This window comes from Bacillus sp. DB-2 (genome assembly GCF_003315125.1).
GTDB lineage: Bacteria > Bacillota > Bacilli > Bacillales > Bacillaceae_G > Bacillus_A > Bacillus_A mycoides.
Window position 1 is genome coordinate 90,309 of sequence record NZ_QNRN01000008.1, and the last position, 24,209, is coordinate 114,517.

A 24,209-nucleotide genomic window follows, 5' to 3' on the forward strand; every position below is an offset into this window, starting at 1 on the left:
AACTACGAGGAAGAGTGAAGGGGTGAATGAAAATTGGAACAAACGATTTATATTAAAATGCGCAATCGCTTAAAAGTGTCTCCTACGTATGAAGTAAAGCTGAGCGATGTTGCTCAACTTGCCGGAGATTCTTTTGTAGTTGAGTTGTTACAAAATGAAATAGTCTACAAAATAACAGCGCATGATAAAACACATGTTGTAATTGATGTTATGAAAGTGATTGAGATTATTCAACAAAAAGCGGCTCACATACAAATTAATTTACTTGGTTCTGGACAAACTCTTGTTGAAATTATATACGAAAAAAAGAAAGTGCATCCGGTTTTCTTCGGACTTGTATGGTTGTTACTTTTCATTGGAGCGGCCCTTGCAATCATTTATTTCCATGAAGATGTAAGTATGCAACAAGTACACCAACGGTTATATTACATGATTACTGGAGAATTTAAGGCGCAACCACTTTTATTTCAAATTCCTTATTCATTAGGTCTTGGATTAGGTATGGTCTTATTTTTTAATCATGTATTTCAAAAGAGAATTAATGAAGAGCCGAGCCCGTTAGAAGTTGAGATGTTTCAATATCAGCAGTCGCTTGATCAATATGTAATTGTTCATGAAAACAAGGATAATATGAAACAGATTGCTGATGATTGAGTGTGCATTTGTTGTATTAATTGGCTTAGCTGGAGGGATTGCAGTAGGTAGCGGATATGTCGCGTTTTTAGCTGTACTTGGTATAATCCCTCGTTTAGCTCAATTAACGAGAAGTGGAAAGCATATTCAATACTTTGAGTGGGCGGTCATTGCAGGTACTTTAACAGGGGCTTGGTGTAGTTTGAAAAATATTACATTTCAAACGTCACAATATTGGCTTGTTATATTAGGGATATTTTGTGGCACATTCATTGGAATGCTCGCTGCGGCGTTAACGGAAGTGTTAAACGTTTTACCTATTTTAGCGAAACGAGTAAGGGTAGAGGAGAAAATTATTGTTTTACTCGTTGCTCTTGTACTTGGGAAAGTAATAGGCTCGTTGTTTCACTGGATTTATTTCGTAAAGTAGGAGGCAATATATATGGCAGGGCGAAAATTGAAGGACGATTACATAAATAAAGTGAAGGAGTACCATCCAAAATCGAACTATTTCATAAATTGTGTGAAGGCATTTCTTGTTGGTGGACTCATTTGTACAGTCGGAGAAATATTGATGAAATTTTATATACATTATTTTCACTTTAGTGAACAAGAGGCGGGAAATCCGACAGTTGCAACGCTTGTTTTATTGTCGGCGATTTTAACAGGGTGTGGTGTATATGATAAAATCGGGCAGTTTTCTGGAGCGGGATCAGCTGTACCAGTTACTGGATTTGCGAATTCTATGGCGAGTGCCGCACTAGAGCATAGGAGTGAAGGGATTGTTCTAGGAATCGCTACTAACATGTTTAAGCTTGCAGGAAGTGTCATTGTATTTGGAGTCGTCGGTGCATACATTATTGGGTTAATAAGATATACATTTCAAATTTTAATGTCTTAAAGGAGGGGTGGGTATGAGATTGACAGGAAAACAAACGTGGGTATTTCAAAATGATATCTTCGTGAATGCAACTGGTACTGCTGTCGGTCCGAAAGAAGCTGAAGGCCCTCTTGGAAAGGATTTTGATATTTCATATTCTGACTTACATTGCGGAGAGGAAAACTGGGAACTTGCTGAACGAAGGTTAATGTCAGACTCAATTCAACAAGCGATGCAAAAAGGGAATATAAAAAAATCGCAAATTGATTTCTTTTTAGCGGGAGATTTATTAAACCAAACAGTGACAGCAAATTATGTTGCTCGTGAGTATGGTATTCCTTTTTTAGGGATGTTCAGCGCTTGTGCGACGTCAATGGAAACTTTGGCGATTGGATCAGCTTTTATAGATGGTGGATTTGCGAATCGTATTTTAGCTACAGTAAGTAGTCATAATGCGACGGCTGAAAGACAATTTCGTTCCCCAACAGAATACGGAGGACAAAAGCCAGGGACAGCAAACTCAACTGTTACCGGAGCAGGGTCAATATTAATTAGCAATGAGGAGAGTGCAATTAAAATAACAGCAGCAACAATTGGTAAAGTGCAAGATTTAGGAATTGCTAATCCTTTAGATATGGGATCAGCGATGGCACCAGCTGCTGCTCATACAATTCAACAACATTTTGAAGATTTGAGAAGAAGTGCAGCTGATTATGATCTTATTGTTACTGGTGATTTATCGGCTGTTGGGACACCAATTGCGAAACAACTTTTACTTGAGGAAGGGTATGATTTGGGGAATGTATACAATGATTGTGGATTAATGATTTACAATTCAAATCAAGAAGAAGTGTTTGCAGGGGGCAGTGGTTGTGCTTGTTCAGCTGTTGTAACATACGGCCATTTATTGCGTGAAATGCAAAAAGGGAATTTACAAAGAATTTTTGTCGTTGCAACTGGAGCTTTATTAAGCCCCATGATGATGCAACAGAAGGAAACGATTCCAACGATTGCGCATGGTGTTGTGTTTGAAAGCGTTAAAGGAGAGTGAATTGTGGATTTTATATATGCATTTCTTGTAGGAGGAGCTATTTGTGTAATTGGACAAGTGTTGCTAGATTTCGCAAAGTTAACACCGGCACATTTAATGGCAACTTTTGTAGTCGCCGGAGCTATTTTAGACGGATTCGGATTGTACGATCAGCTCATAAAATTTGCAGGTGCTGGGGCAACAGTCCCTATTACAAGTTTTGGACACTCACTATTGCACGGGGCAATGCATGCAGCAGAAAAACATGGATATTTAGGAATTGGAATCGGCATGTTTAGCTTAACGTCTGCGGGGATTTCAGCAGCGATATTATTTTCATTTTTTGTTGCACTTATATGTAAACCGAAAGGATAAATCAAATGAGACGAAGGGTTGTTTTGGTCACAGATGGAGATGAATATGCAAAGCGGACAATTGAGCTGTTAACAAAGGAATTTGGGGGGAGGTGTATTTCAGCATCGCAAAGTAATCCGACCAAATTGACAGGGAAGAAAGTTGTTGAGCTTATTATGCAAACGCCATATGACCCTGTATTTGTCATGTTTGATGACAGCGGATTTATAGGAGAAGGATCTGGTGAAAAGGCGTTAAAGTATGTCGCAACACATAAACAAGTTGATGTACTCGGTATTTTAGCAGTAGCATCTAATACACATCATTGGGAATGGGCGCGTGTAGATGTAAGTGTAGATCGGAATGGGAATTTGACAGAATATGGCGTTGATAAATTTGGACTCCCAGATGGTGAAATTGGCAGGATTAGTGGGGATACGATTTATTGTTTAGATGGTCTGAATGTTCCTGTCATAGTGGGGGTCGGTGATATTGGCAAGATGTGCGGAAATGATGAATGGGAGAGAGGATCACCTATTACTAGAAAAGCGATTCAATTAATTTTGGAAAGGAGTGGCTTTTATGACGAAGCCTAAAAAAGTGAATATCCCGATTTCATCTTTTTTAAGTGATAATGAAAATTATTTAAAGCAAACAGTTGGGCTTGGTGTTACATACGATGTTGGCATTCGTAAATTTCAAATTTTAAATAAAGAAATTGGTGTGTTATTTGTAAATGGACTTTGTGATACGAATTATATTATCCCTATTTTAGAAGAAGCGGTGGATACAAATGAAATAAGGGATGTAGAAGAAGATACAGTAAAGCTTTTAGAGAATCGTTTAATTCATCAACAAGTAAGTAAAGTAAAAACGATGGATGATGTAATGCTCCAAGTATTATCAGGACTCATTGTTATATTTGTGGAAGGTGAAACTGAAGCGTTCGCAATAGATGTTCGTAGTTATCCGGGCCGGACACCCACAGAACCAGATACAGAAAAGGTAGTGCGTGGTGCAAGGGATGGATTTGTTGAAAATATCGTTGTAAATACAGCGTTAATTCGTAGAAGAATACGCGATCCACGTCTTCGAAATGAAATGATTCGAGTAGGGGATAGATCGCAAACGGATATTTGTATTACATATGTACAAGATGTTGCAAATCCGGATTTAGTTAAGATTATAAAACAAGAATTAAATAATATTGAAGTAGATGGGATTACGATGGCGGATAAAACGGTAGAAGAATTTGTAGTGAAACAAGGTTATAATCCATTCCCGCTTATCCGATACACAGAGAGACCAGATGTAGCAGCAAATCATCTGTTAGAAGGACATGTGTTAGTACTCGTTGATACATCACCAAGTGCTATGATCACTCCAACAACATATTTTCACCATTTACAGCATGCAGAAGAGTTTAGACAAAATCCAGCTGTAGGTACATTTTTACGTTGGGTACGTTTTTTAGGTGTTATATTTTCGCTATTTTTACTGCCATTTTGGCTAGTTTTTGTTTTTGATCCGACTCTTTTACCGGAAAGCCTTGCTTTCATTGGACCAAATAAGATGACGCATTTACCGATTTTATTACAAATTTTGATGGCGGAAGTCGGACTCGAATTTTTAAGAATGGCCGCCATTCATACACCGACATCATTGTCGTCGGCAGCAGGATTAATTTCTGCCATATTAATTGGTCAAATTGCAATTGATGTAGGTTTGTTTGTACCAGAAGTTATTTTATACGTAGCCGTTTCTATGATTGGGTCATTTGCAACGCCGAGTTATGAACTTGGACTTGGAAATAAGGTCGGAAAATTGTTTGTCATTATTTTAACAGGCATATTTCATGAAATGGGATTTGTCATTGGAATGACGATGTTGATTCTGTTTTTAACATCTATAAGAAGTTTGCAAACACCGTATTTATGGCCGTTTTTACCGTTTGATTGGGGCGCGTTAACGAAAATTTTACTTCGTCCAACTATGTCTAGTTTAAAGGTTCGTCCAAGTATTGTAAGACCTCAAAATGTGCGAAGACAAAAATAAGCGGGATTATGCTCCGCTTATTTTTTATTGAAAATTTATTGTTTTTTTAACAAAAATCAAACATTTTTTTTGTACAATTAGAGTAGATATTGTGTATGGAAGGGGAAGAGGACATGATTAAACTATTTGTAAGTGATTTAGATGATACACTCGTTTACAATATGAATGATATGCAAAAAGAAGATGAACGAGCGCTTTGTTGGCTAGCTGAAAACGGGACAAATATTTGTTTTGCCTCTGGTCGTTTTACTCACCGAATTGATGAGGCGGTAAAAAGGTTTTCGTTCCCGTATTACACAACTAGTTTAAATGGAGCGACAATGATACTACCGGATGGAAAAGTATTTCATGAATCGAGTTTTGAAGATGGGGTTGCCCAGGAAATATATCGATATATACATAAAAAGGGACTAGCAGATATTGTTTGTGCAAATGAGCAGCGATATACAAAAAGGAAGAATGAACATCACCATACTTTTGAAGAGTATATGGGAGTGCATATTGCTGAAATCGAAGAGTTAGAAGAGGAATTTGGGAAGACTGTACATCCTGCGAAATTATTTGTTTTTGGCGAAGAAGAAAAAATTGTAGCATTAGATCAAGAGTTGAGAGATACATTTCATAGCGAAGCGGAAGTCTTTATATCGGGTAAGCGATATGTTGACATTATGCCAAGAGGTGTGAGTAAAGGAAGCGCTCTGAAGCGATTAATGGAACATTTACAAATTGAAGCAAATGAAGTTGCATGTATTGGAGATTCTTTCAATGATATTTCTATGTTTGAAGTAACCCCGCACTCCTTCACCCTCCATCATGCTCATCCGTATGTGAAGGAGAAAGCAAATCATGTTGTCCGTTCGGTTGAAGAAGCTATTATGAAATTACCGTTACTTGTATAAAAAAGAAGCTCGTCACTGGCGAGCTTCTTTTTTTACTTGAATAAAGATTTAACGAAATCAATGATACTAGAGAAGAAATCTTTTACTTTATCTAGGAAACTTTGCCCCTCTTCAGATCCTAAGAAGGCAGACACATGGTCTTTTGCTTTCTCTAATTGGCTACCAACTTGGTTCCAATCGATATTAAGATTTTTCATTTTATCAAATAACGCTACTAGGCTATCCAGCTGTTCATCTGTTAATGTAATACCGAGTTGATCAGCAATTTTTTTAATTAATGTACGTAAATCTTCAGTTGTTTTTGGCTGTTCTTTTGCAATTTCTTCTTTAATTTTTGCAACAAGTTGAACTGCTTTTTCTTCGCCGATTTTATCACCAAGCTGGGCTGTTTGTACCATTTCTTCATTGGCTACTTTTTTTACTTCTTCAGGAATGGCTTTGTTTGATGTTGTTTCATAGGCCTTCATTAAACCTGTTAAAGCAGCAGTTCCTGAAACTTTAAATGGTGCAGTAATTTGAATCTCTGCATCTTTCACACCTGCTGTAATAAGTGCATTTGTGTACATTGCATCTGTTATCGAATTAATGTTTTTTGAGCGTACAATGAGACCTGACCCTGGTTTTGTGTATGTAATCATAGAAGAGGAAATAGCTCTCGTACCAATTTGCGCTTTTGGAACGATGCCCTCTAGAAATTTATGTTCTTCCGCATTAGATACAGTAATAATTTGTGCATCTTTTGGTGCTTTCATTTCTTTCAAAAGATCTTGTTTCTGTTGTTCAGATAAGTTTTCTCCTAGTGTAACAATTGATTCTCCCTCAATGATGTCTGCAAATGAAGCTGTTGGCATAATAAATACGGCTACAGCTAATAGCAGAGCTAGTAATTTCGTTTTCACGAAAAATCGCTCCCTTTCTCTTTCTTAAATTTTCGGGCAACACAGTTATTATAGTATATTTTTCTTATTTGTCACCTAGCTTCTTCCACATTTCAAAAAAGAAGTATGCAGATTGTCGGATTCTTTTTGTTTCTCGTCATGAATATGGTAATATAGTGCTGAGATAGTTGAAAGGAGACATATACATATGAAAACTTTAGGATACATATTAATGGAAAATGGCGAAAAAATCGATTTAGAATTTTTCCCAGAAGAGGCACCAAAAACAGTAGAAAACTTTAAAAAATTAGCAGAGCAAGGATTTTATGATGGTGTGACATTCCACCGCGTTATTCCTGGCTTCGTAAGCCAAGGTGGAGACCCAACAGGCACAGGAGCAGGTGGCCCAGGTTACTCTATCCCATGTGAAACTGATGGAAATCCTCATAGACATCTTGTTGGCTCACTTTCTATGGCACATGCTGGCCGTAACACAGGTGGTAGCCAATTCTTTGTTGTTCATGAGCCACAACCGCATTTAGATGGCGTACATACTGTATTCGGTAAAGCAACAAGCGGTATTGAAACAGTATTAAACATGCGTCAAGGCGATGTAATGAAAGAAGTTAAAGTTTGGGAAGAATAAGTTACGAGAAAAGGAGAGCGATTTTGCTCTCTTTTTTAATTTCCTATAAACAGGGATTGGTATATATTTTAAAGTATATGACACAAATAGGACGGCTACTAACGTTAAATTATATTGTTCATGAGAACACACTTTTAACAAAATACATAGAATGGAGTACGAATTATATGCTTCAATAAATGTATTTCTCTTAACATATTGCTTTTAGTAGAACTACTTTGTTCAAAAGTGGTTAATAAGTGAAATGTGATGAGAAAGGGATTTTCCTTATAGTTCCTATATAGTATTGTCTCTTTTTTGAGCGGTGTAATAGAAAGAAATAGCGTGGAAACATATATTTGACTTTCTTCTTAACGCTTTGTATGATTATCAAGTTGTTTCAGCCTCTTCTCACTCTTGTAAAAATATTGTAGAATGAATGTGATATGAAAAGAGTGATTGAGGGGATAAATAGTTTGTAACTTTTGTAAGAAGGGATAAGGGTTATGTTAATTCGTTTTAAAAAAAGTTATGAAAAAATTGCAATGGGGCTTCTTTCATTTATGCCAACTGAAAAAGATGTAAAAACATTACAATTGACAATGAAAGAATATGAAGCGAAAGAGGATTGGCAATTGTATTTGTGGAAACAAAATGAAGATTTTGTTGGGATAATGGGGATTATAAAAAAAGAAGATCAGGTATTGGAAATTCAGCATTTGAGCGTGAATCCGTCTCACCGTCATATGGGGATTGGGACGAAGATGGTTCAAGAGCTTAAGAGTAAATTTCTTGAGTTTACAATTTGCGGAAATGAGCAAACAGCAAGTTTTTGCAAAAAGTGTAAAGAGCTTGAACAAAATATACATTCATGAAAGCAGGGATAAGTGTTTATTATCTCTGCTTTCTTTTTTGTAGTTGCTCGTGTCGTTCAGAAATGACTTCTGTTCGATCACGCAATGTGTGCTTATTTATGATGTATTCATCAGGAATGACGTTCACATCTTTCCAAGAGAGGTTTTGTTTCTTACATAACTGTATGCATTGTTTTTCTAACGATACGTCTAATAAGGGTAAAAATAACGGCGTGAAAATTTCCTTTTTGTGGATAGAGTGTAATCTTTCATTTAATAAGAACATAAGTTGTTTATGATCTATTCCTAATTGATGTAAAGATGTACTGTTCTTTTCTAAAAGTGCTATTGCGCTTTTTATCATCTTCTCTGCACCATTCCAGTTGGATCGTCTGTGATGGTATAAGGAAACAGCAATTTGAATGAGACCGACTAAGTAATTGTCGCGTTCTCCTCTAGGTTTTAATTTCCAATACTCTTCTAATATTTCATGACATTCAAAATAATCATAGTCTCCGTGAAAATGAATTAAAAATTGTATGTACTCGGTAGGATACATTTTTTTCGCTCCTGTCTAACGGTTATATGTACAGTTTATCATAGAAATATTAACAATAAGCGACTAGGGAAATATCCCTAGTCGCTTTATTGCGTCCTATTAGCAGAAGCAAGCTGCTCCTACAATGATTAGTAAAATGAACAGTACAACAAGTAATGCGAACCCACCGCTAAAACCGCAATCAACGTGACCCATAGTTTTTTGACCTCCTACATTGTTCTTACTACATTGTTATCATATGAAGCGGTGGGCATTATGACATGGGCATAGGTCTATTTTTAATTAAATTTCTTAAAAAGGTTGGATAGAACATGAGTATGCTCTATACTTATGTTGTTATAGAAAAAATGTGGTGGGATGCTTTGTGCAGTATAATTTTAAAGTAGAGGCTTTTGAAGGGCCTTTAGATCTATTGTTACACTTAATACATCGTTACGAAATTGATATATATAATATTCCTGTAGCGGAAATTACAGAGCAATATCTATCTTATGTCCATACGATGAAAGAATTACAATTAGATGTTGCCAGTGAGTATTTAGTAATGGCTGCAACGTTATTGCAAATTAAAAGTAAAATGTTGTTACCGAAACAAGAAGAAGATGTACCTGATAACGGTGAAGACTTTATAGATGACCCTCGTCAAGAATTGATGGAGAGGTTAATTGAATATAAGAAATATAAGCAAGTTGCTACTGAGTTAAAAGAAAGAGAACAAGAAAGAGCACAGCTATATACACGTCCGCCAATTGATTTTACATCATTTCAACAAGAAGAGGAGACAAGCTTACCTCTTGATGTTACGTTATATGATATGTTAGCGGCATTTCAAAAGCTAATGCGTCGTAAAAAAGCAAAGACCCCCGTAACAACGCGAATTACTCGCCAAGAAATACCAATTGCACAGCGAATGACTGATATTATACAACAGTTAGAAGTAAAAGGCGGTCGTCAAAGCTTTTATGATTTGTTTGCTGATGAAGAACGTGAAATAATGGTTGTAACATTTTTAGCGGTTCTTGAGCTAATGAAAAATCAACAAATCATAATTGAGCAAGAACATAATTTTGATGAAATTTTCGTGTTAAGCTCTAATAAATCCGTATAGAGTTGGTATGTGAAAATGGGATAGAAATATTTTATCTTATGTTAGGTTTTAATGTATCGTTTGGAACGAGAGAAGAAATATTGAACCGAACGCATTTACTGTGATTCGGTTTTTTTATGTGTATTTTTATGGAAAATAGGAGGAAGGAGTTCGTAAAATGGATAGAAAAGAACAAAAAGCGATTATTGAAGGACTTTTATTTGTTGCAGGTGACGAAGGGATTTATCCGGAACAGATAGCTAAAGTTCTGGAAGTTGAAGTGGAAGAAGTAATAAACAGTATAGAGGAAATGCAAAAAGAATGTGAAGGATCGAATCGAGGGCTGCAAATTGTACAATATGCAAAAGTGTATCGTTTTGCAACAAAGAAAGAACATGCTGCATACTATCAAAAATTAATAAATACCCCAACAACGGCTTCACTGTCTCAAGCAGCTCTTGAAACGTTGGCAATCGTTGCGTACCGTCAACCGATTACAAGAACAGAAATGGAAGAGATTCGAGGAGTGAAAACAGATAAGGCATTACAAACGTTAGTTTCACACTTACTTATAAAAGAAACGGGAAGAGCGGAAGGACCAGGGCGCCCTATTTTATACGGAACGACGAAAGAATTTTTAGATACGTTTGGATTGAAAACATTAGATGATTTACCACCTCTTTCGGAAGAAAATGAACAAATGAATGAAGCAGATTTATTCTTTGGTTCTTTACAGGAATTATCAAAATAAAAGCTTAGCATTTTGCTAAGCTTTTTTTGTATATCAATTACAGAGCGTGCCATACTAAATGAAAAAAGGAGACGAGTTATGAAAGGTGTACGGAGTATTCTATTGTTGGTTTCTGTTTTATTATGTTTTTCGTTAAACAGCGCATCGGCTAAAAGATATATGATGTCTATTCATACTGCGTCTTCTATACATATGCATCGGCAACATTTTGGTAAAATGAAAGTGAGTTTTTTAAAAGTTGGACAAGGTGATGCGACACTTATTACATTGCCAAATGGTCAAACGATGTTAATAGATGGGGGCCCTTATGAAGCAGGAGAGGTTATTATTCAAAAACTAATTGAAAAAGGAATTAATCATTTAGATGTGATTGTAAGTACTCATCCTGATATGGACCATATAGGGGGGCTTATTCCAATTGTAGAACAAATGCCGGTTTCACTCGTATTAGATAGTGGAAAAACATATAGTTCATTTACTTATCATACGTATCGGAATAATATTAAAAAAAGGGGCATACCTTTCATTTCAGTGAAGGAAGGACAATATATACCGTTAGATCCACATGTTGCTATACAAGTATTAAACAATGGTAAATCGAAAGACGAGAATAACGAGTCCTCAATTGTGTTAAAGATTCGATATGGTAAAGCGGACTTTTTATTAATGGGTGATGCTGATATACGGACGGAAAATGAAATATTAAAGCAATTTGATGTACATGCAGATGTATTAAAAGTTGGGCATCATGGCTCGTATACTTCAACGAGTGAAACATTCTTAAAAAAAGTGGATCCACAATTCGCTATTCTTTCGTACGGGAGTAGAAATCCGTATGGGCATCCTCATCAAAGTGTAGTAAGACGATTAAAACAGCGTGGTATAATGATATATGGAACAAACAAGCGAACTGTGGAAATAGAAACAGATGGTGAACATATTACTATGGGGGCAAGCGGTCTTATGCCATTACTTAAGTAACTAATTATATAAGAGGTTATTATCCATTTTGGTAAAAATGGATAATATATATTAGAATGAAAAAGAAATCAATTTCCTTTTTTCGCTGAACGAAGAGGAAATTTCATTAGAATGTATAGACAACTACTTGTGTGTATATTAAGATGGAATTAGGCGAATAAGGTAATAATAATAAGTAGGTATTTCATGGGAAAGGGTCGATGAAAATGAAAACGCAAGTTGTCATCAATGCCGAAATTTATACAGGTAAAGAAGTAGTGGAAAACGGATTTATTCGTTACACAGAAACAGTTAAAGAAATTGGTTTGATGGCTCAATATGTATCACAAGAAAATGAAACTGTGTTAGATGTGGCAGGAAAGATTGTGATTCCAGGTATGATTGATGTTCATATTCATGGTGGATACGATATTGATGCGATGGATGCAAATAGCGATGGATTAGTAACTCTTGGTAAAGAAATGTTAAAAGAAGGAGTTACAACTTACTTCCCAACAACAATGACACAAGCTCCAGAAGCGATTGAAGCGGCGCTAAGTGCTGCGAAGGAAGCGAAAGACAAAGGAGCACATTTCGAATATATTCACTTAGAAGGACCATATGTTTCAAAAAAACGTGCGGGTGCACAACCACTTGAACATATTGTTCCTGCGAGTATCGAGCAATTTAAACAATGGCAGGAAGCAAGCGGTAATCTAATTAAATTAGTAACATATGCACCGGAAGAAGAAGGTGCGTTAGAGTTTGAACAGTATCTTGCTGAAACAGGTGTTGTTGGCACAATGGGGCATACAGATGCGATTGATGCACAACTGAAAAATAGAAAAATTACACATGCAACACATTTATACAACCAAATGCGTGGATTACATCATCGTGAACCAGGTGTTGTTGGTCATGTGTTATTAAATCCAGATGTAATGGTTGAAGTAATTACAGATGGTATTCACATTCACCCTGATATGGTGAAATTAGCATATAAATTAAAAGGACCGAAAAAAGTAAGTGTCATTACAGATGCAATGCGTGCAAAAGGTCTTGAAGAAGGATTATATGAGCTTGGCGGACAGCCAGTACATGTAAAAGATGGCAGTGCCCGATTAGAAGATGGAACGTTAGCTGGTAGTATTTTAAAAATGGATCAAGCTTTCCGAAATGTAATTGAATTTACAGGATGTTCAATCGAGGAGGCAGTGTTAATGACATCAGTTAACCAAGCAGAAGAATTTGGATTAAATAATAAAGGCGCGTTAGCGGTAGGTAAAGATGCAGACTTTGTTGTTATGACTGAAGAATTACATGTATATGATACGGTTCGTTTAGGAATTCATATGAAGGAAGGGAAGTAATTAGATGAATATTCTTGTTGTAAAAACTCCAGAAGAATTAGCAGAAGCAGGTTATAAGTTAATTAAAGAGGTTGTAAAATCAAAAGAAAATCCAACTTTAGGAATGGCTACAGGAAGCTCTCCATTAGGTATTTATGCAGAAATGCGAAAAAATAAACTTGATACAAGTCATGCAACCACTGTAAACTTAGATGAGTACGTAAATTTACCACACGAAGATAAAAACAGCTATCACTATTTCATGCAAGAACAGTTGTTTGATCATCTTCCATTTAAACAAACTTATGTACCGAATGGGATGGCAAGTGATTTAGAGGAAGAGTGCAAGCGTTATGAAGGCATTCTAGTAGCTAACCCAGTTGACTTACAGATTCTTGGAATCGGTGAAAACGGTCACATCGGATTTAATGAGCCAGGAACACCATTTAATTCTCCAACTAACATTGTAGAATTAACAGAATCTACACGCCAAGCAAACCTTCGCTTCTTTGAAAATGAAGAAGATGTGCCGACTCATGCGATTACAATGGGAATTGGAAGTATTATGAAAGCGAAACAAATTCTACTTGTTGCTATGGGATCTAAAAAGGCAGAAGCTATTAAAGAATTATTGCAAGGTGAATATAGTGAGGCGTGTCCTGCTACAGTTTTACAACGTCATCCGAATGTAACCGTAATCGCAGATCCAGAAGCTCTATCTTTATGCAGTGAGGCGATTGCTGATGAACATCGACAAGTATTCACCATTTCCGATCTATTATCAGATTCAAGAGTGGGTGAAACAGCTAATTGAGGAAGGCGAATGGAAGCCGGGAGATAAAATTCCATCTGAGAATGAACTTTGTGATAAGTTCGAAGTGAGTCGTATGACAATCAGACAGGCGATTAATAACTTAGTGGAACAAGGTTATTTATACCGGAAACGTGGGATTGGAACGTTCGTCCAACTTCCGAAAGTGGAGCAAAAGTTGCAAGGAATGACGGGATTCACAGAAGATATGATTTCTCGTGGTATGAAACCGAGCAGCCAGTTATTAAGTTTCCGCCTAGTTCCAGCTACTGCTAAAATAGCAGACCGGCTGAGAATACAAGAGGGAGAATCGGTTTATGAAGTGAGGCGTACGCGCTTAGCTGATGAAGAACCGATTGCATTTGAGACGACATATTTGTCGCCAACTCTTGTGAAAGATATTAACGAAGAAATATTGCAACAATCTTTATATGAACATTTAGAGAAAAAACTGGGCTTTAAGCTTGTTCGCGCTACTCAATCAATTGAAGCTTCAATTGCAACGGATAATGAAGCTGAACATCTGCATATTCCTAAAAAGGCGCCTGTACTTGTAATGCGCCAATGGTCATATTCAGAAGGTGAGTTACCGTTAGAGTATGTGAAATGTATTTATCGTGGGGATCGTTACAAGTTTATTACGAACATCGCACGTAACAAGTAATATATTTCAGTTTGTGAAGTACAGTGAACTTTGATGTTTTCAACATGTAAAGAAATAAAAATACGACTCATCCTTATAAGGATCGAGTCGTATTTTTATTTGCTTCTTTATTGTAAACAAGTACTTGGTTAACGGCATCTTTGACAGCATCTACTACATAGTGAGCGTGCTCTTTTACTGCGTCATCTGCTTGAGACATAGCAAAACTGTGAGGAGTTAAAGAGAACATTGGAATATCATTATAAGAATCCCCTATGCAAGCAATTTCCTCTGGTTGTATTTGAAATTCTTTTAATAAAATAGAAATAGCAGAACCTTTACTAATATTTGGTGGCATTACATCTAAACATTGTTCAGCTGAAATGAAAGTACTAACTTTTCCATGGAATTTTTCATCAATCTTTTTTTGAAGGAGTTGTAAGCTTTCCTTCGTTCCACCGATAGAAATTTTATTTGGAAAAATTGTATCATCAATTTTCTGTAATAGATTAGGTTCTTCAACAGAAGTCATCGTTACTTGTTGTTCAAGTTCATGAATAAACGGTGTTTTTTCTTCAATGTAGTAGTTATGTTCATCACTTACATAACGGAAATAAGGGTCTTCATTTGTCATAGCTAACAAATCTGGAAGAATGCTGGAATCGAAAGTTGCAGATAATAGCTGTTTATTTTCATGTGTATATACAAAAACACCATTTACACTAATGCGATGGAAATTTGTATTAACCGCTCTCATTAAGTCTGCAATTTCATTATCAAGTCTTCCAGAAGCAAAGCAAAGAATTACATTTTGTTCAGCTAAGCTGCGTAAAGCGATAACATCTTTTTCGTCGATAAAACCTCCGTGTTGCATCATCGTTCCATCAATATCACTTACAAACATTTTAATCATGTTGCAATCTCCTTTCTATGTACAGTTGCCCTTACATTATACGCATCATATACAAACATGTCTAAAAAATGAATTTTTATTAAATGGTAGATGTTTTATATTGACGAAAAAGAAGAATGTTCTGTAACATAAAAGTAGGCTATTTAAGTACGAGGGTGGTGTTATATGAGTAATTATCTAGAAATTAAAAAAGTTTTAAATAATAATGTCATCATTGCTAGCCATCCTGAACACGAGGAAGTAGTAGTGATCGGTAAAGGAATCGGATTTGGGAAAAAGGCTGAAGATGTGTTGGAGCAAGAACAAATTGAGAAAATGTTTGTTTTAAAAAATGAACGTGATCGAGAACAATACAAACTTTTAGTACCACATGTGAGTGAAAAGCTAATTGAATTGATGAATGATATTATGTTATACATTCAAGAAAAAGCGGAGTCTCCATTAAATGAACATATTCATATCGCTTTAACAGATCATATTTCTTTTGCAATTAAAAGGCTGAAACAAGGACTTACAATAGATAATCCTTTTTTAGTTGAAACGAAAATGCTATATCCAGAGGAATATAAAATTGCTGAAGGAGTTGTGAAACTTTTAAATTCTCGTTTGCAAATTACATTGCCAGAAGGAGAAGTTGGCTTTATCGCACTCCATATTTATAGCTCGCTTACAAACTCTGATTTATCTTCTGTTAATCAAAATTCTCGTCTTATTGCACAACTTGTGTCTTTAATTGAGACAAGCCTACAAATTACATTAGACCAAGAAAGCATTCATTATTTACGCCTTATTCGCCATTTACAATATGCTATTGAGCGGGTGAAAAAAGGAGAAAAAGTAGAAGAAGCACAGAGTTTTGCTGATTTATTAAAGTTGGAATATCCAGTTTGTTATAATTTGGCGTGGAAACTAGTCAAAGTAATGCAGAAAGAATTACAACTTCCTGTATATGAAGCGGAGAGTATTTATTTAACGATGCATTTACAACGATTAGTGAAAGTAGAACATGTGTAAAAAGACATATATTTTTGTCTAAAATGAAAACGTTAAAAAAAATGATTGAATCGCTTACAATAGTTATGTATAATAACTATTGCAAAGTTATACAAAATTCGACAAACACATTAAGGTAAATAACGAAAACGTTTGCTTTAATTATAGTGAACTTATACGTAATCCTATTTTTGACACGTGTTACTGATTCGATCAGGCATGAGTGGAGAAAAGTTGGGAATGTAAGCTAAAGAAAGGGACATACTACCCTTTGTATAGCTATCGTTCTATCTTTTTTTTCCTCATGCCTTTTTGGCGTTTGTCGAAAAGTATCAATATAGATAAGAGAGGAAGGGTTTCCATGTTTAAGAAGATCTTTGGTGTTCTTCAAAAAGTCGGAAAAGCGCTTATGCTTCCAGTAGCGATTTTACCGGCAGCAGGTATTTTACTTGGATTTGGTAATGCATTTCAAAATCCACAACTAACAAATGTTATTCCTGCTTTAAAAGCAGATTGGTTCGTAATGGTTGCAAAAATTATGGAACAATCTGGCGATATTATTTTCGCTAACCTTGCACTATTATTCGCAGTTGGGGTAGCAATCGGTTTAGCTGGTGGAGACGGAGTAGCTGGTTTAGCAGCGTTCGTCGGCTACTTAATTATGAACAAAACGATGAGTGTGTTCTTAGAAGTAGATAAACTAGTGAAAGTAACAAGCACTGGAACAGATCCAGTGAAAATTGGATTTTCAGATCCAGCATATGCAAACGTATTAGGAATTCCAACGCTGCAAACAGGAGTGTTTGGTGGTATTATCGTCGGGATAGTAGCGGCATATTGCTATAATAAATACTTCAACATTGAATTACCATCATACTTAGGTTTCTTTGCAGGTAAGCGTTTCGTACCGATCGCAACTGCAACATTCTCTTTAGTGGTAGGTATTATCATGTGCTTCATTTGGCCATACATTCAGGGTGGATTAAATACGTTCTCACATCAAATGATTGATGCAAATAGAACGATAGCAGCATTTATATTCGGTTTAATCGAACGTTCATTAATTCCATTTGGATTACATCATATTTTCTATTCACCGTTCTGGTTCGAATTCGGTCAGTATACAAATGCAGCTGGCGAATTAATCCGTGGTGACCAAAAAATCTTTATGGCACAGTTAAAAGACGGCGTAGAATTAACAGCAGGTACATTTACAACTGGTAAGTACCCGTTCATGATGTTCGGTCTTCCAGCAGCAGCTTTAGCAATGTACCATGAAGCACGTCCAGAAAATAAAAAATTAGCAGCTGGTATTTTAGGATCTGCTGCATTAACATCTTTCTTAACAGGTATTACAGAACCGCTTGAATTTTCATTCTTATTCGTAGCACCAGTATTATTCGGAATTCATGCAGTATTCGCTGGTCTATCATTTATGACAATGCAAATTTTAGGTGTTAAAATTGGTATGACATTCTCTGGTGGTTTAATTGACTTCATATTATTCGGTGTACTACCAGGTCGTACGGCATGGTGGTGGGTAATTATTGTTGGTCTTGTACTAGCAGTGATTTACTACTTCGGATTCCGTTTCGCAATCCGTAAATGGAACTTAAAAACACCTGGTCGTGAAGTAGCGAATGCTAATGAAGGCGCAGGGAAAACAGAAGCAGGAGAACTTCCACGTGAAGTATTAGTAGCACTTGGTGGTAAAGAAAACATTGCTTCGTTAGATGCTTGTATTACTCGTTTACGTGTTCAAGTTAACGAACAAAAAAATGTAAATAAAGACCGCTTAAAAGAGCTTGGAGCAGCCGGTGTACTTGAAGTTGGAAATAACATTCAAGCTATTTTCGGACCGAAATCTGACACATTAAAATCACAAATTCATGATATTATGTCAGGTCGTACACCTCATGTTGAAAAAGAAGCGCCTGTAAAAGCGGAAGAAGCTCCTCAACAGGTTGATGAAAATGAAACAATCGTTTCACCAATTGAAGGGAAAATCTTACCGATTACAGAAGTACCTGACCAAGTATTCTCAGGGAAAATGATGGGAGATGGATTTGCGATTGAGCCAACAGAAGGAACAGTAGTTTCTCCGGTTAATGGTGAGATTGTAAATGTATTCCCTACAAAACATGCGATTGGTATTCAGTCTGAAGGCGGAAAAGAAATTTTAATCCACTTCGGTATTGATACTGTAAAATTAAATGGTGAAGGCTTTGAAGCGCTTGTAGCACAAGGTGATAAAGTGAAGCAAGGACAACCATTATTAAAAGTAGATCTTACATTTGTAAAAGAAAATGCACCATCTATTATTACACCAATCGTCTTTACGAATTTACAACAAGGGCAACAAGTCGAATTGAAAAAAGATGGAAATGTTAAGAAGGGCGAAAACGCTATTATTGACATTCAGTAGGAATTTGACGCAAAATGTTTATAATTATAATAGGCGATGTGGTTGACCGAACATCGCCTATTATATACAATAGATGATGTAGTACTAACGTCTATACAACTAAAAAAATACTGTATTTGAAGGAGATAAATTATCATGGAAAAAATCTTTAAAGTAACTAGCGACTCAGGAATTCATGCTCGTCCAGCAACTCTACTTGTAAACACTGCAAGCAAATTTGGTTCTGACATTAACTTAGAGTATAACGGAAAAAACGTTAACTTAAAATCAATCATGGGTGTTATGTCTTTAGGAATTCAACAAGGCGCGGAAATTAAGGTCACTGCAAATGGTGATGATGCAGCTCAAGCACTAGCAGCTATCGAAGAAACTATGAAAAACGAAGGATTAGGAGAATAATGACTCTTAACATTCAAGGGATCGCTGCATCAAGTGGGATTGCTATTGCAAAGGCTTTCAGACTTGAGAATCCTGAATTTAACATTGAAAAGAAATCAATTACAGACGAAGCTGCTGAAATTGCACGCTTAGACGCTGCGCTTGAGAAAGCAAAATCTGAACTAGAAGCTATTAAGGACCATGCTTTTGCTGAGCTAGGTGCTGATAAAGCTGCTATCTTTGAAGCACATTTATTAGTATTAAATGATCCAGAATTAGTAAATCCAGTAAAAGATAAAGTAAATGGCGAAAAAGTAAATGCTGAATTTGCAATGGATGAAGTTGCATCAATGTTTATTTCTATGTTTGAAAACATGGATAACGAATACATGAAAGAACGTGCTGCGGATATTCGCGACGTAACAAAACGTGTTCTTGCACATTTACTAGGAATTAACTTCTCAAACCCTGGTACAATTTCTGAAGAAGTAATCATCATTGCTGAAGATTTAACACCATCTGATACAGCTCAGTTAAACCGTAAGTATGCAAAAGGTTTCACAACTGATATCGGTGGACGTACATCTCACTCTGCAATTATGGCTCGTTCTATGGAAATTCCAGCTGTTGTTGGTACGAAAGTTGTTATGGAAAAAATCCAAAACGGCGATATCGTAATCATTGACGGTTTAGATGGAGAAGTAATTGTAAACCCATCTGAAGAAACTCTTCGTTCTTTTGAAGAAAAGAAAGCGAAATTTGAAGAGCAAAAAGTCGTATGGGCAAAATTAAAAGACCAAGCAACTGTAACAAGTGATGGACATCACGTTGAGCTTGTTGCTAATATCGGAACACCAAATGATGTACAAGGTATTATCGATAATGGCGGAGAAGGCGTTGGTTTATACCGTACAGAATTCTTATACATGGGCCGTGACAATCTTCCAACAGAAGAAGAGCAGTTCGAAGCGTATAAAGCAGTTCTTGAAGGTGTAAAAGAAGATCAACCAGTCGTTGTTCGTACACTTGACATCGGTGGAGATAAAGAGCTTCCATACTTACATTTACCAAAAGAAATGAACCCATTCTTAGGATACCGTGCAATTCGCTTATGTCTTGATGAGCAAGATGTGTTCCGTACACAACTTCGTGCATTACTTCGTGCTAGCGTATATGGTAACTTGAAAATTATGTTCCCAATGATTGCAACTCTTGATGAGTTCCGTCAAGCGAAAGCAATCTTATTAGAAGAGAAAGAAAGACTTGTTCAAGCGGGTACAACTGTTTCTGATTCTATTGAAGTTGGTATGATGGTTGAAATTCCAGCTTCAGCGGTATTAGCAGATCAGTTCGCGAAAGAAGTTGATTTCTTCTCTATCGGAACAAATGACTTAATCCAATATACAATGGCTGCAGACCGTATGAACGAACGTGTAGCTTACTTATACCAACCATATAACCCATCTATTTTACGTCTTGTAAAAATGGTTATCGATGCTGCTCATAAAGAAGGCAAATGGGCTGGTATGTGTGGTGAGATGGCGGGAGATTCACTTGCTATCCCATTATTATTAGGCTTAGGTTTAGATGAGTTCAGTATGAGTGCAACATCTATTCTTCCTGCAAGAACACAACTAAGCAAGTTGTCAAAAGCAGAAATGGAAACATTAGCAGAAAAAGCATTAACAATGTCAACTGCTGAAGAAGTTGTTGAATTAGTTAAAAGCATATAATAGTAAAAAAACCTGAGTCGATTCGAAATCGATCTCAGGTTTTTTCTATAAGAAAAGTAAATCTTATTTTGTTACTATAGAGGATAAAGAACAGAATTAGATAGCGACTGCGATAATATCAGTCGGGCATACACGTAAAATGCCAGTAAAAGTATTTTGATTGTTCTTATCGTCTTTATTATTATTATTATCTTTGTCGTTATTATTACGAGCTAAAGCAGAGAAAAGAGCAACACCGTTACAGAATCCTTCAAAAATTACATTGCGGAATGATTGATGGCCTCTAATGCTTAAAAGAGAAATTTCTGTTCCAACTGAAATAGTAGCAAGTACGTTACATACAGCAGGTCGGTGTGGTCTAACTTCTTCTCTCTCTTTCTCGCGATGGTCGCGATGGTCACACTCTCTTTCACGATGATGACATTCTCTAAAGTTATCACAGCATCCAAATGATCCAAACATAATCCTCATCACCCCCTTCACACTTATAATCTATGTAAGTTCGGCAGTCGGTGACTGGACAGATAATGGAAATTTTTCTAGGGGATTTTCTCATTTTAAATGACTAGATGGGTATTTAGTATGGAATGATGTTTAAAATAGGGGAAATGTCACAAAAAAATGTAAAGACCACCGAAATGAATGAAATAGGTAGCCTTTACACTTTTTTACTTTTATATAAAACGATGATATATACAGGAAGAGCTAAGAGTAGTGGTGCAATGGATCGTGCAGTATGTTTTTCTGCTTCTAATTGTAACGCTTCTTCTTTAGGGAATTGTAACACTGATATGTTTGCAGCATCGCCAATAAAATATAGCAGTAGTACAGTTACTATGTAACTTAAAAGTGCGATAAAGCTTCCGTATGAACTCAATGAAAATCCCTCTCTTGTTATCTATTTGTTATCATTGTATCACAATTGTAACAAAAATACACGGTTATATTCCGATACTTTAACAAATTTCGACACAAAACGTCATATTTGTTTATGGGGATAGCATGAAAATTACGATTTTTCTATGTATAGATGTCGCATAATACATTGTAATATTACGGATGTGTGACAGAATATAAAAAAACGAAGGTAATGAAATTACCTTCGTTTTTTTATTATTTTGCCCATTCACTCACTTGTTCTACGCTCATGCGCGGTGCAGGGTGACCTTTTAAAGTTGATTCACCAATTGTAATAAGCATAATTGGTACGTAACGAGATGAAACATTGAATTCTTCCATTAATGCTTGTGGGTTGAAGCCACCAATAGCGCAAGTATCCCAGCCAGTTGCTTTAGCAGCAAGCATAAGTTGCATTGCTGCTAAAGCAGCATTTGAAAAGGCAGCATCTCGTGGGTATTGCTCCCGAGTATATGCAGATTCAATGTTTTTAGCTAAGCGCTCTTTTGCTTCTTCATTCATAAATCCTTGTTCTACAATTGGACCGTAAACAGGTTCAACATTTTTGTAAGCTTCTAAATCACCTAAAATAGCGACTACGGCAGAAGCATCAAGAATTTGTTGTTGGTTATAGGCAATTGGGTGTAATCGTTTTTGTACATCTTCGCCTTGGAAAACAAGGAATTTCCAGTGTTGCAAGTTCCAAGCAGAAGGTGCTTGCGCAGCTGCTTTTAAAATTTCATGTAACTCTGTAGATGAAATTTCTTTTTCAGGGTTGAATGCACGTGTAGATGTGCGTTCATATAAAACGTTAAAAAAGTCATTGTTTGTCATTATATATCCTCCAAATTACATATCAACTTAATATAAAATAAATGTAATATACTCTACTTACATTTTGTAAGTTATTGAATTTAAGAATATAATACCTTTATTTTAATTGTCAAGTTTTAAATAGTAAGGCAGGGCATTCATACAAACGATACAATTCATATAATCATACACTAAAAAAGGAATTTCCAGAGCAGATAAGCGAAGATAACATTCTCAATTAGCTTGTTAATATGAGTTCCTCATAATTCTTTATAAAATGATTGTGAGGAATTCAGTAGAACAAGATATATGAAGTGAGTGAAGACTAGTGATGAACATACTACATTTTTTATTAGAGAATACTGTTTTCCAAAATGTATTACAAGATCTTCAGTTGAATGTCCTTTATATAGAAGATGGATGTACACATCAACAAACGATAGAAAACGTCCATCCAAAATGTATGTTTATAGCAAATAGTTTTGAAGAAGGAGAAATATTGTTTCATAGAACTAGACCACATATTGTAATTATGTATGTAACAGATTTTGCTCAAATAAAATATATAAAGAATATATATGATTCACGGAGTACATTCATTATCATTTGGGATCAACAGATAAACAATGAGTTTGCAGATTTACTACTGTTAGGAATACGTAATATTGTTATAGCACCAGTAACTCCACAAGTGGTACTAGAGGAAGTGAATAAGAGTTTATATCAACTTACTTTAGTGCGGCAAGTAGGTTTACAACAAGAATTGCTTCAAACGATGTTTGATTTTCAAAATGATTTATTATTTATAGTAGAAGATGATGAGATTGTTGATTGTAATACGAATTTTTTACAATTCTTCGGACATGATAATTTATTTACGTATCGTGAACAACATTTAGTGTTTGCAGAACATCTTATTAGAGAGAACGGATATTATTCGACGACTCACGATATAACATGGCTGGATGATACTTTATCAAATGGAAGAAGAATTAAAATGTACAATTATGAAGGAGAAGCATTTACTTTTCTATTACGTGCGACACCATTACCAGAAGATTTATCGCGATTTATAGTAAAATGCACAGAGATTACAGAATTAGATGAAATCTATCAAGAGCAAGAAAGATTGGCTATGATAGATTCATTGACAGAAATATATAATCGCTTGAAATTCCAACAAATATTGGAGACAGAGTGGGAGAATGTATTACGTAATGATGAAAAAGTTGCACTTATTTTGTTTGATATAGATAATTTTAAATCAGTAAATGACACATATGGTCATGATTTTGGCGATTTAGCATTAGTACAACTTGCAGATCTTATGAAATCTAAAGTTGAAGATCAACATGTATTTGCAAGATGGGGAGGAGAGGAATTTATAATATTAGTGACAAATACGGTAGAAAAAGAAGCGTTTCAAGTTGCGGAATCATTGCGATTTTTCATTGAAACAAAGCATTTCTCTGGAATTTCGAAATTAACAGCGAGTTTTGGAGTTGCGTTATATGAGCAAGGGATTACAAGAGAAGAGTTAATGCAAAGAGCGGATATTGCGTTATATGAAGCGAAAAAAAATGGAAAAAATCAAGTATGTATATATAGAAAAGAAAAAATGTGATTTTTCGCAACAAATTGTTGCGATTTTTTTTTATTACTTGATAATAGAATATGGGGGACCATTTT

General features: G+C 35.8%; 28 protein-coding genes. 21 read left to right on the plus strand and 7 right to left on the minus strand.

Annotation, left to right across the window (positions count from 1 at the left end; translation table 11 throughout):
- Positions 1-33: 33 nt before the first annotated feature.
- From DET63_RS15250 to DET63_RS15285, 8 genes are all read left to right on the plus strand, one after another.
- Entirely contained in the window at positions 34-654 is a 621-nt protein-coding gene (locus tag DET63_RS15250; protein ID WP_002067040.1) for a stage V sporulation protein AA, read from the plus strand.
- Positions 647-1,063 (plus strand): stage V sporulation protein SpoVAB, encoded by a 417-nt coding sequence (spoVAB, locus tag DET63_RS15255; protein WP_016092269.1) that lies wholly within the window; start codon positions 647-649, stop codon positions 1,061-1,063. The genes DET63_RS15250 and spoVAB overlap by 8 nt, the downstream gene beginning before the upstream one ends.
- 12 nt (positions 1,064-1,075) lie before the next feature.
- Positions 1,076-1,534, plus strand: coding sequence for a stage V sporulation protein AC (gene spoVAC / locus DET63_RS15260; RefSeq protein ID WP_113937139.1), 459 nt, complete (start codon positions 1,076-1,078; stop codon positions 1,532-1,534).
- A gap of 13 nt (positions 1,535-1,547) precedes the next feature.
- Complete coding sequence (gene spoVAD / locus DET63_RS15265) at positions 1,548-2,564, plus strand: stage V sporulation protein AD (RefSeq protein WP_002088448.1); 1,017 nt, start codon at positions 1,548-1,550, stop codon at positions 2,562-2,564.
- Between the two features lie 3 nt (positions 2,565-2,567).
- The gene (spoVAE, locus tag DET63_RS15270) at positions 2,568-2,918 is read left to right on the plus strand and encodes a stage V sporulation protein AE (protein WP_113937140.1); all 351 of its coding nucleotides are present in this window, start codon (positions 2,568-2,570) and stop codon (positions 2,916-2,918) included.
- A 5-nt stretch (positions 2,919-2,923) separates the two neighbouring features.
- Positions 2,924-3,493, plus strand: coding sequence for a stage V sporulation protein SpoVABEA (spoVAEA, locus tag DET63_RS15275; RefSeq protein WP_002088445.1), 570 nt, complete (start codon positions 2,924-2,926; stop codon positions 3,491-3,493).
- Positions 3,480-4,952: a spore germination protein SpoVAF gene (gene spoVAF, locus DET63_RS15280; RefSeq protein ID WP_113937141.1), complete on the plus strand. Its 1,473-nt coding sequence runs from the start codon at positions 3,480-3,482 to the stop codon at positions 4,950-4,952. The genes spoVAEA and spoVAF overlap by 14 nt, the downstream gene beginning before the upstream one ends.
- Before the next feature lie 95 nt (positions 4,953-5,047).
- The gene (locus tag DET63_RS15285; RefSeq protein WP_002067045.1) at positions 5,048-5,851 is read left to right on the plus strand and encodes a Cof-type HAD-IIB family hydrolase; all 804 of its coding nucleotides are present in this window, start codon (positions 5,048-5,050) and stop codon (positions 5,849-5,851) included.
- Positions 5,852-5,883: 32 nt separating this feature from the next.
- Here the strand turns inward: DET63_RS15285 and DET63_RS15290 are convergent, their stop codons facing one another.
- Complete coding sequence (locus DET63_RS15290) at positions 5,884-6,750, minus strand: DUF1002 domain-containing protein (RefSeq protein ID WP_002014912.1); 867 nt, start codon at positions 6,748-6,750, stop codon at positions 5,884-5,886.
- Positions 6,751-6,937: 187 nt separating this feature from the next.
- Between DET63_RS15290 and DET63_RS15295 the strand changes: the two genes are divergently transcribed.
- Together DET63_RS15295 and ribT are read left to right on the plus strand one after the other, a co-directional pair.
- A complete protein-coding gene (locus DET63_RS15295) occupies positions 6,938-7,375 on the plus strand; it encodes a peptidylprolyl isomerase (RefSeq protein ID WP_000853785.1) in 438 nt (145 codons plus the stop codon).
- 485 nt (positions 7,376-7,860) lie between these two features.
- Entirely contained in the window at positions 7,861-8,229 is a 369-nt protein-coding gene (ribT, locus tag DET63_RS15300; protein ID WP_000908403.1) for a GNAT family N-acetyltransferase RibT, read from the plus strand.
- Positions 8,230-8,248: 19 nt separating this feature from the next.
- Here the strand turns inward: ribT and DET63_RS15305 are convergent, their stop codons facing one another.
- Together DET63_RS15305 and DET63_RS15310 are read right to left on the minus strand one after the other, a co-directional pair.
- Positions 8,249-8,767, minus strand: a complete 519-nt coding sequence (locus DET63_RS15305) for a DUF309 domain-containing protein (protein ID WP_113937142.1) — start codon at positions 8,765-8,767, stop codon at positions 8,249-8,251.
- Between the two features lie 99 nt (positions 8,768-8,866).
- Positions 8,867-8,962, minus strand: a complete 96-nt coding sequence (locus tag DET63_RS15310) for a YjcZ family sporulation protein (protein ID WP_000510194.1) — start codon at positions 8,960-8,962, stop codon at positions 8,867-8,869.
- A gap of 169 nt (positions 8,963-9,131) precedes the next feature.
- On the opposite strand from DET63_RS15310, the gene DET63_RS15315 reads away from it, so the two are divergent.
- From DET63_RS15315 to phnF, 6 genes are all read left to right on the plus strand, one after another.
- The gene (locus DET63_RS15315) at positions 9,132-9,875 is read left to right on the plus strand and encodes a segregation/condensation protein A (protein WP_113937143.1); all 744 of its coding nucleotides are present in this window, start codon (positions 9,132-9,134) and stop codon (positions 9,873-9,875) included.
- Between the two features lie 157 nt (positions 9,876-10,032).
- Positions 10,033-10,605, plus strand: a complete 573-nt coding sequence (gene scpB / locus DET63_RS15325; protein ID WP_002088435.1) for an SMC-Scp complex subunit ScpB — start codon at positions 10,033-10,035, stop codon at positions 10,603-10,605.
- A 78-nt stretch (positions 10,606-10,683) separates the two neighbouring features.
- Positions 10,684-11,586, plus strand: a complete 903-nt coding sequence (locus DET63_RS15330; RefSeq protein WP_113937144.1) for a ComEC/Rec2 family competence protein — start codon at positions 10,684-10,686, stop codon at positions 11,584-11,586.
- Positions 11,587-11,792: 206 nt separating this feature from the next.
- Positions 11,793-12,935 (plus strand): N-acetylglucosamine-6-phosphate deacetylase, encoded by a 1,143-nt coding sequence (gene nagA, locus DET63_RS15335; protein ID WP_002088433.1) that lies wholly within the window; start codon positions 11,793-11,795, stop codon positions 12,933-12,935.
- 4 nt (positions 12,936-12,939) lie between these two features.
- Positions 12,940-13,728: a glucosamine-6-phosphate deaminase gene (gene nagB / locus DET63_RS15340; protein WP_002033913.1), complete on the plus strand. Its 789-nt coding sequence runs from the start codon at positions 12,940-12,942 to the stop codon at positions 13,726-13,728.
- Positions 13,658-14,389: a phosphonate metabolism transcriptional regulator PhnF gene (phnF, locus tag DET63_RS15345; RefSeq protein ID WP_113937145.1), complete on the plus strand. Its 732-nt coding sequence runs from the start codon at positions 13,658-13,660 to the stop codon at positions 14,387-14,389. The genes nagB and phnF overlap by 71 nt, the downstream gene beginning before the upstream one ends.
- Positions 14,390-14,462: 73 nt before the next feature.
- Here phnF and DET63_RS15350 read toward each other — a convergent pair whose 3' ends face one another.
- On the minus strand, positions 14,463-15,281 hold the full coding sequence (locus DET63_RS15350; protein ID WP_113937146.1) for an HAD family hydrolase: 819 nt from the start codon (positions 15,279-15,281) through the stop codon (positions 14,463-14,465).
- A 165-nt stretch (positions 15,282-15,446) separates the two neighbouring features.
- Here DET63_RS15350 and glcT point away from each other — a divergent pair, with 165 nt between their 5' ends.
- The 4 genes from glcT to ptsP all read left to right on the plus strand — a co-directional run bounded on the left by glcT (position 15,447) and on the right by ptsP (position 20,810).
- The gene (glcT, locus tag DET63_RS15355) at positions 15,447-16,295 is read left to right on the plus strand and encodes a glucose PTS transporter transcription antiterminator GlcT (protein WP_002088428.1); all 849 of its coding nucleotides are present in this window, start codon (positions 15,447-15,449) and stop codon (positions 16,293-16,295) included.
- 340 nt (positions 16,296-16,635) lie between these two features.
- Positions 16,636-18,699, plus strand: a complete 2,064-nt coding sequence (gene ptsG / locus DET63_RS15360) for a PTS glucose transporter subunit IIABC (RefSeq protein ID WP_113937147.1) — start codon at positions 16,636-16,638, stop codon at positions 18,697-18,699.
- A 135-nt stretch (positions 18,700-18,834) separates the two neighbouring features.
- A complete protein-coding gene (gene ptsH / locus DET63_RS15365) occupies positions 18,835-19,098 on the plus strand; it encodes a phosphocarrier protein HPr (protein ID WP_002033915.1) in 264 nt (87 codons plus the stop codon).
- Entirely contained in the window at positions 19,098-20,810 is a 1,713-nt protein-coding gene (gene ptsP, locus DET63_RS15370; protein WP_002066976.1) for a phosphoenolpyruvate--protein phosphotransferase, read from the plus strand. Before ptsH ends, ptsP begins: the two co-directional genes overlap by 1 nt.
- Positions 20,811-20,906: 96 nt before the next feature.
- Here the strand turns inward: ptsP and DET63_RS15375 are convergent, their stop codons facing one another.
- The 3 genes from DET63_RS15375 to DET63_RS15385 form a co-directional block, all read right to left on the minus strand.
- Positions 20,907-21,272, minus strand: a complete 366-nt coding sequence (locus DET63_RS15375; protein ID WP_113937148.1) for a DUF3915 domain-containing protein — start codon at positions 21,270-21,272, stop codon at positions 20,907-20,909.
- 196 nt (positions 21,273-21,468) lie between these two features.
- Positions 21,469-21,687, minus strand: a complete 219-nt coding sequence (locus tag DET63_RS15380; RefSeq protein WP_002088422.1) for a hypothetical protein — start codon at positions 21,685-21,687, stop codon at positions 21,469-21,471.
- A 236-nt stretch (positions 21,688-21,923) separates the two neighbouring features.
- A complete protein-coding gene (locus DET63_RS15385; RefSeq protein WP_002192616.1) occupies positions 21,924-22,541 on the minus strand; it encodes a nitroreductase family protein in 618 nt (205 codons plus the stop codon).
- 310 nt (positions 22,542-22,851) lie between these two features.
- Here DET63_RS15385 and DET63_RS15390 point away from each other — a divergent pair, with 310 nt between their 5' ends.
- A complete protein-coding gene (locus tag DET63_RS15390) occupies positions 22,852-24,144 on the plus strand; it encodes a GGDEF domain-containing protein (protein WP_113937149.1) in 1,293 nt (430 codons plus the stop codon).
- The last annotated feature ends 65 nt before the right edge of the window (positions 24,145-24,209 follow it).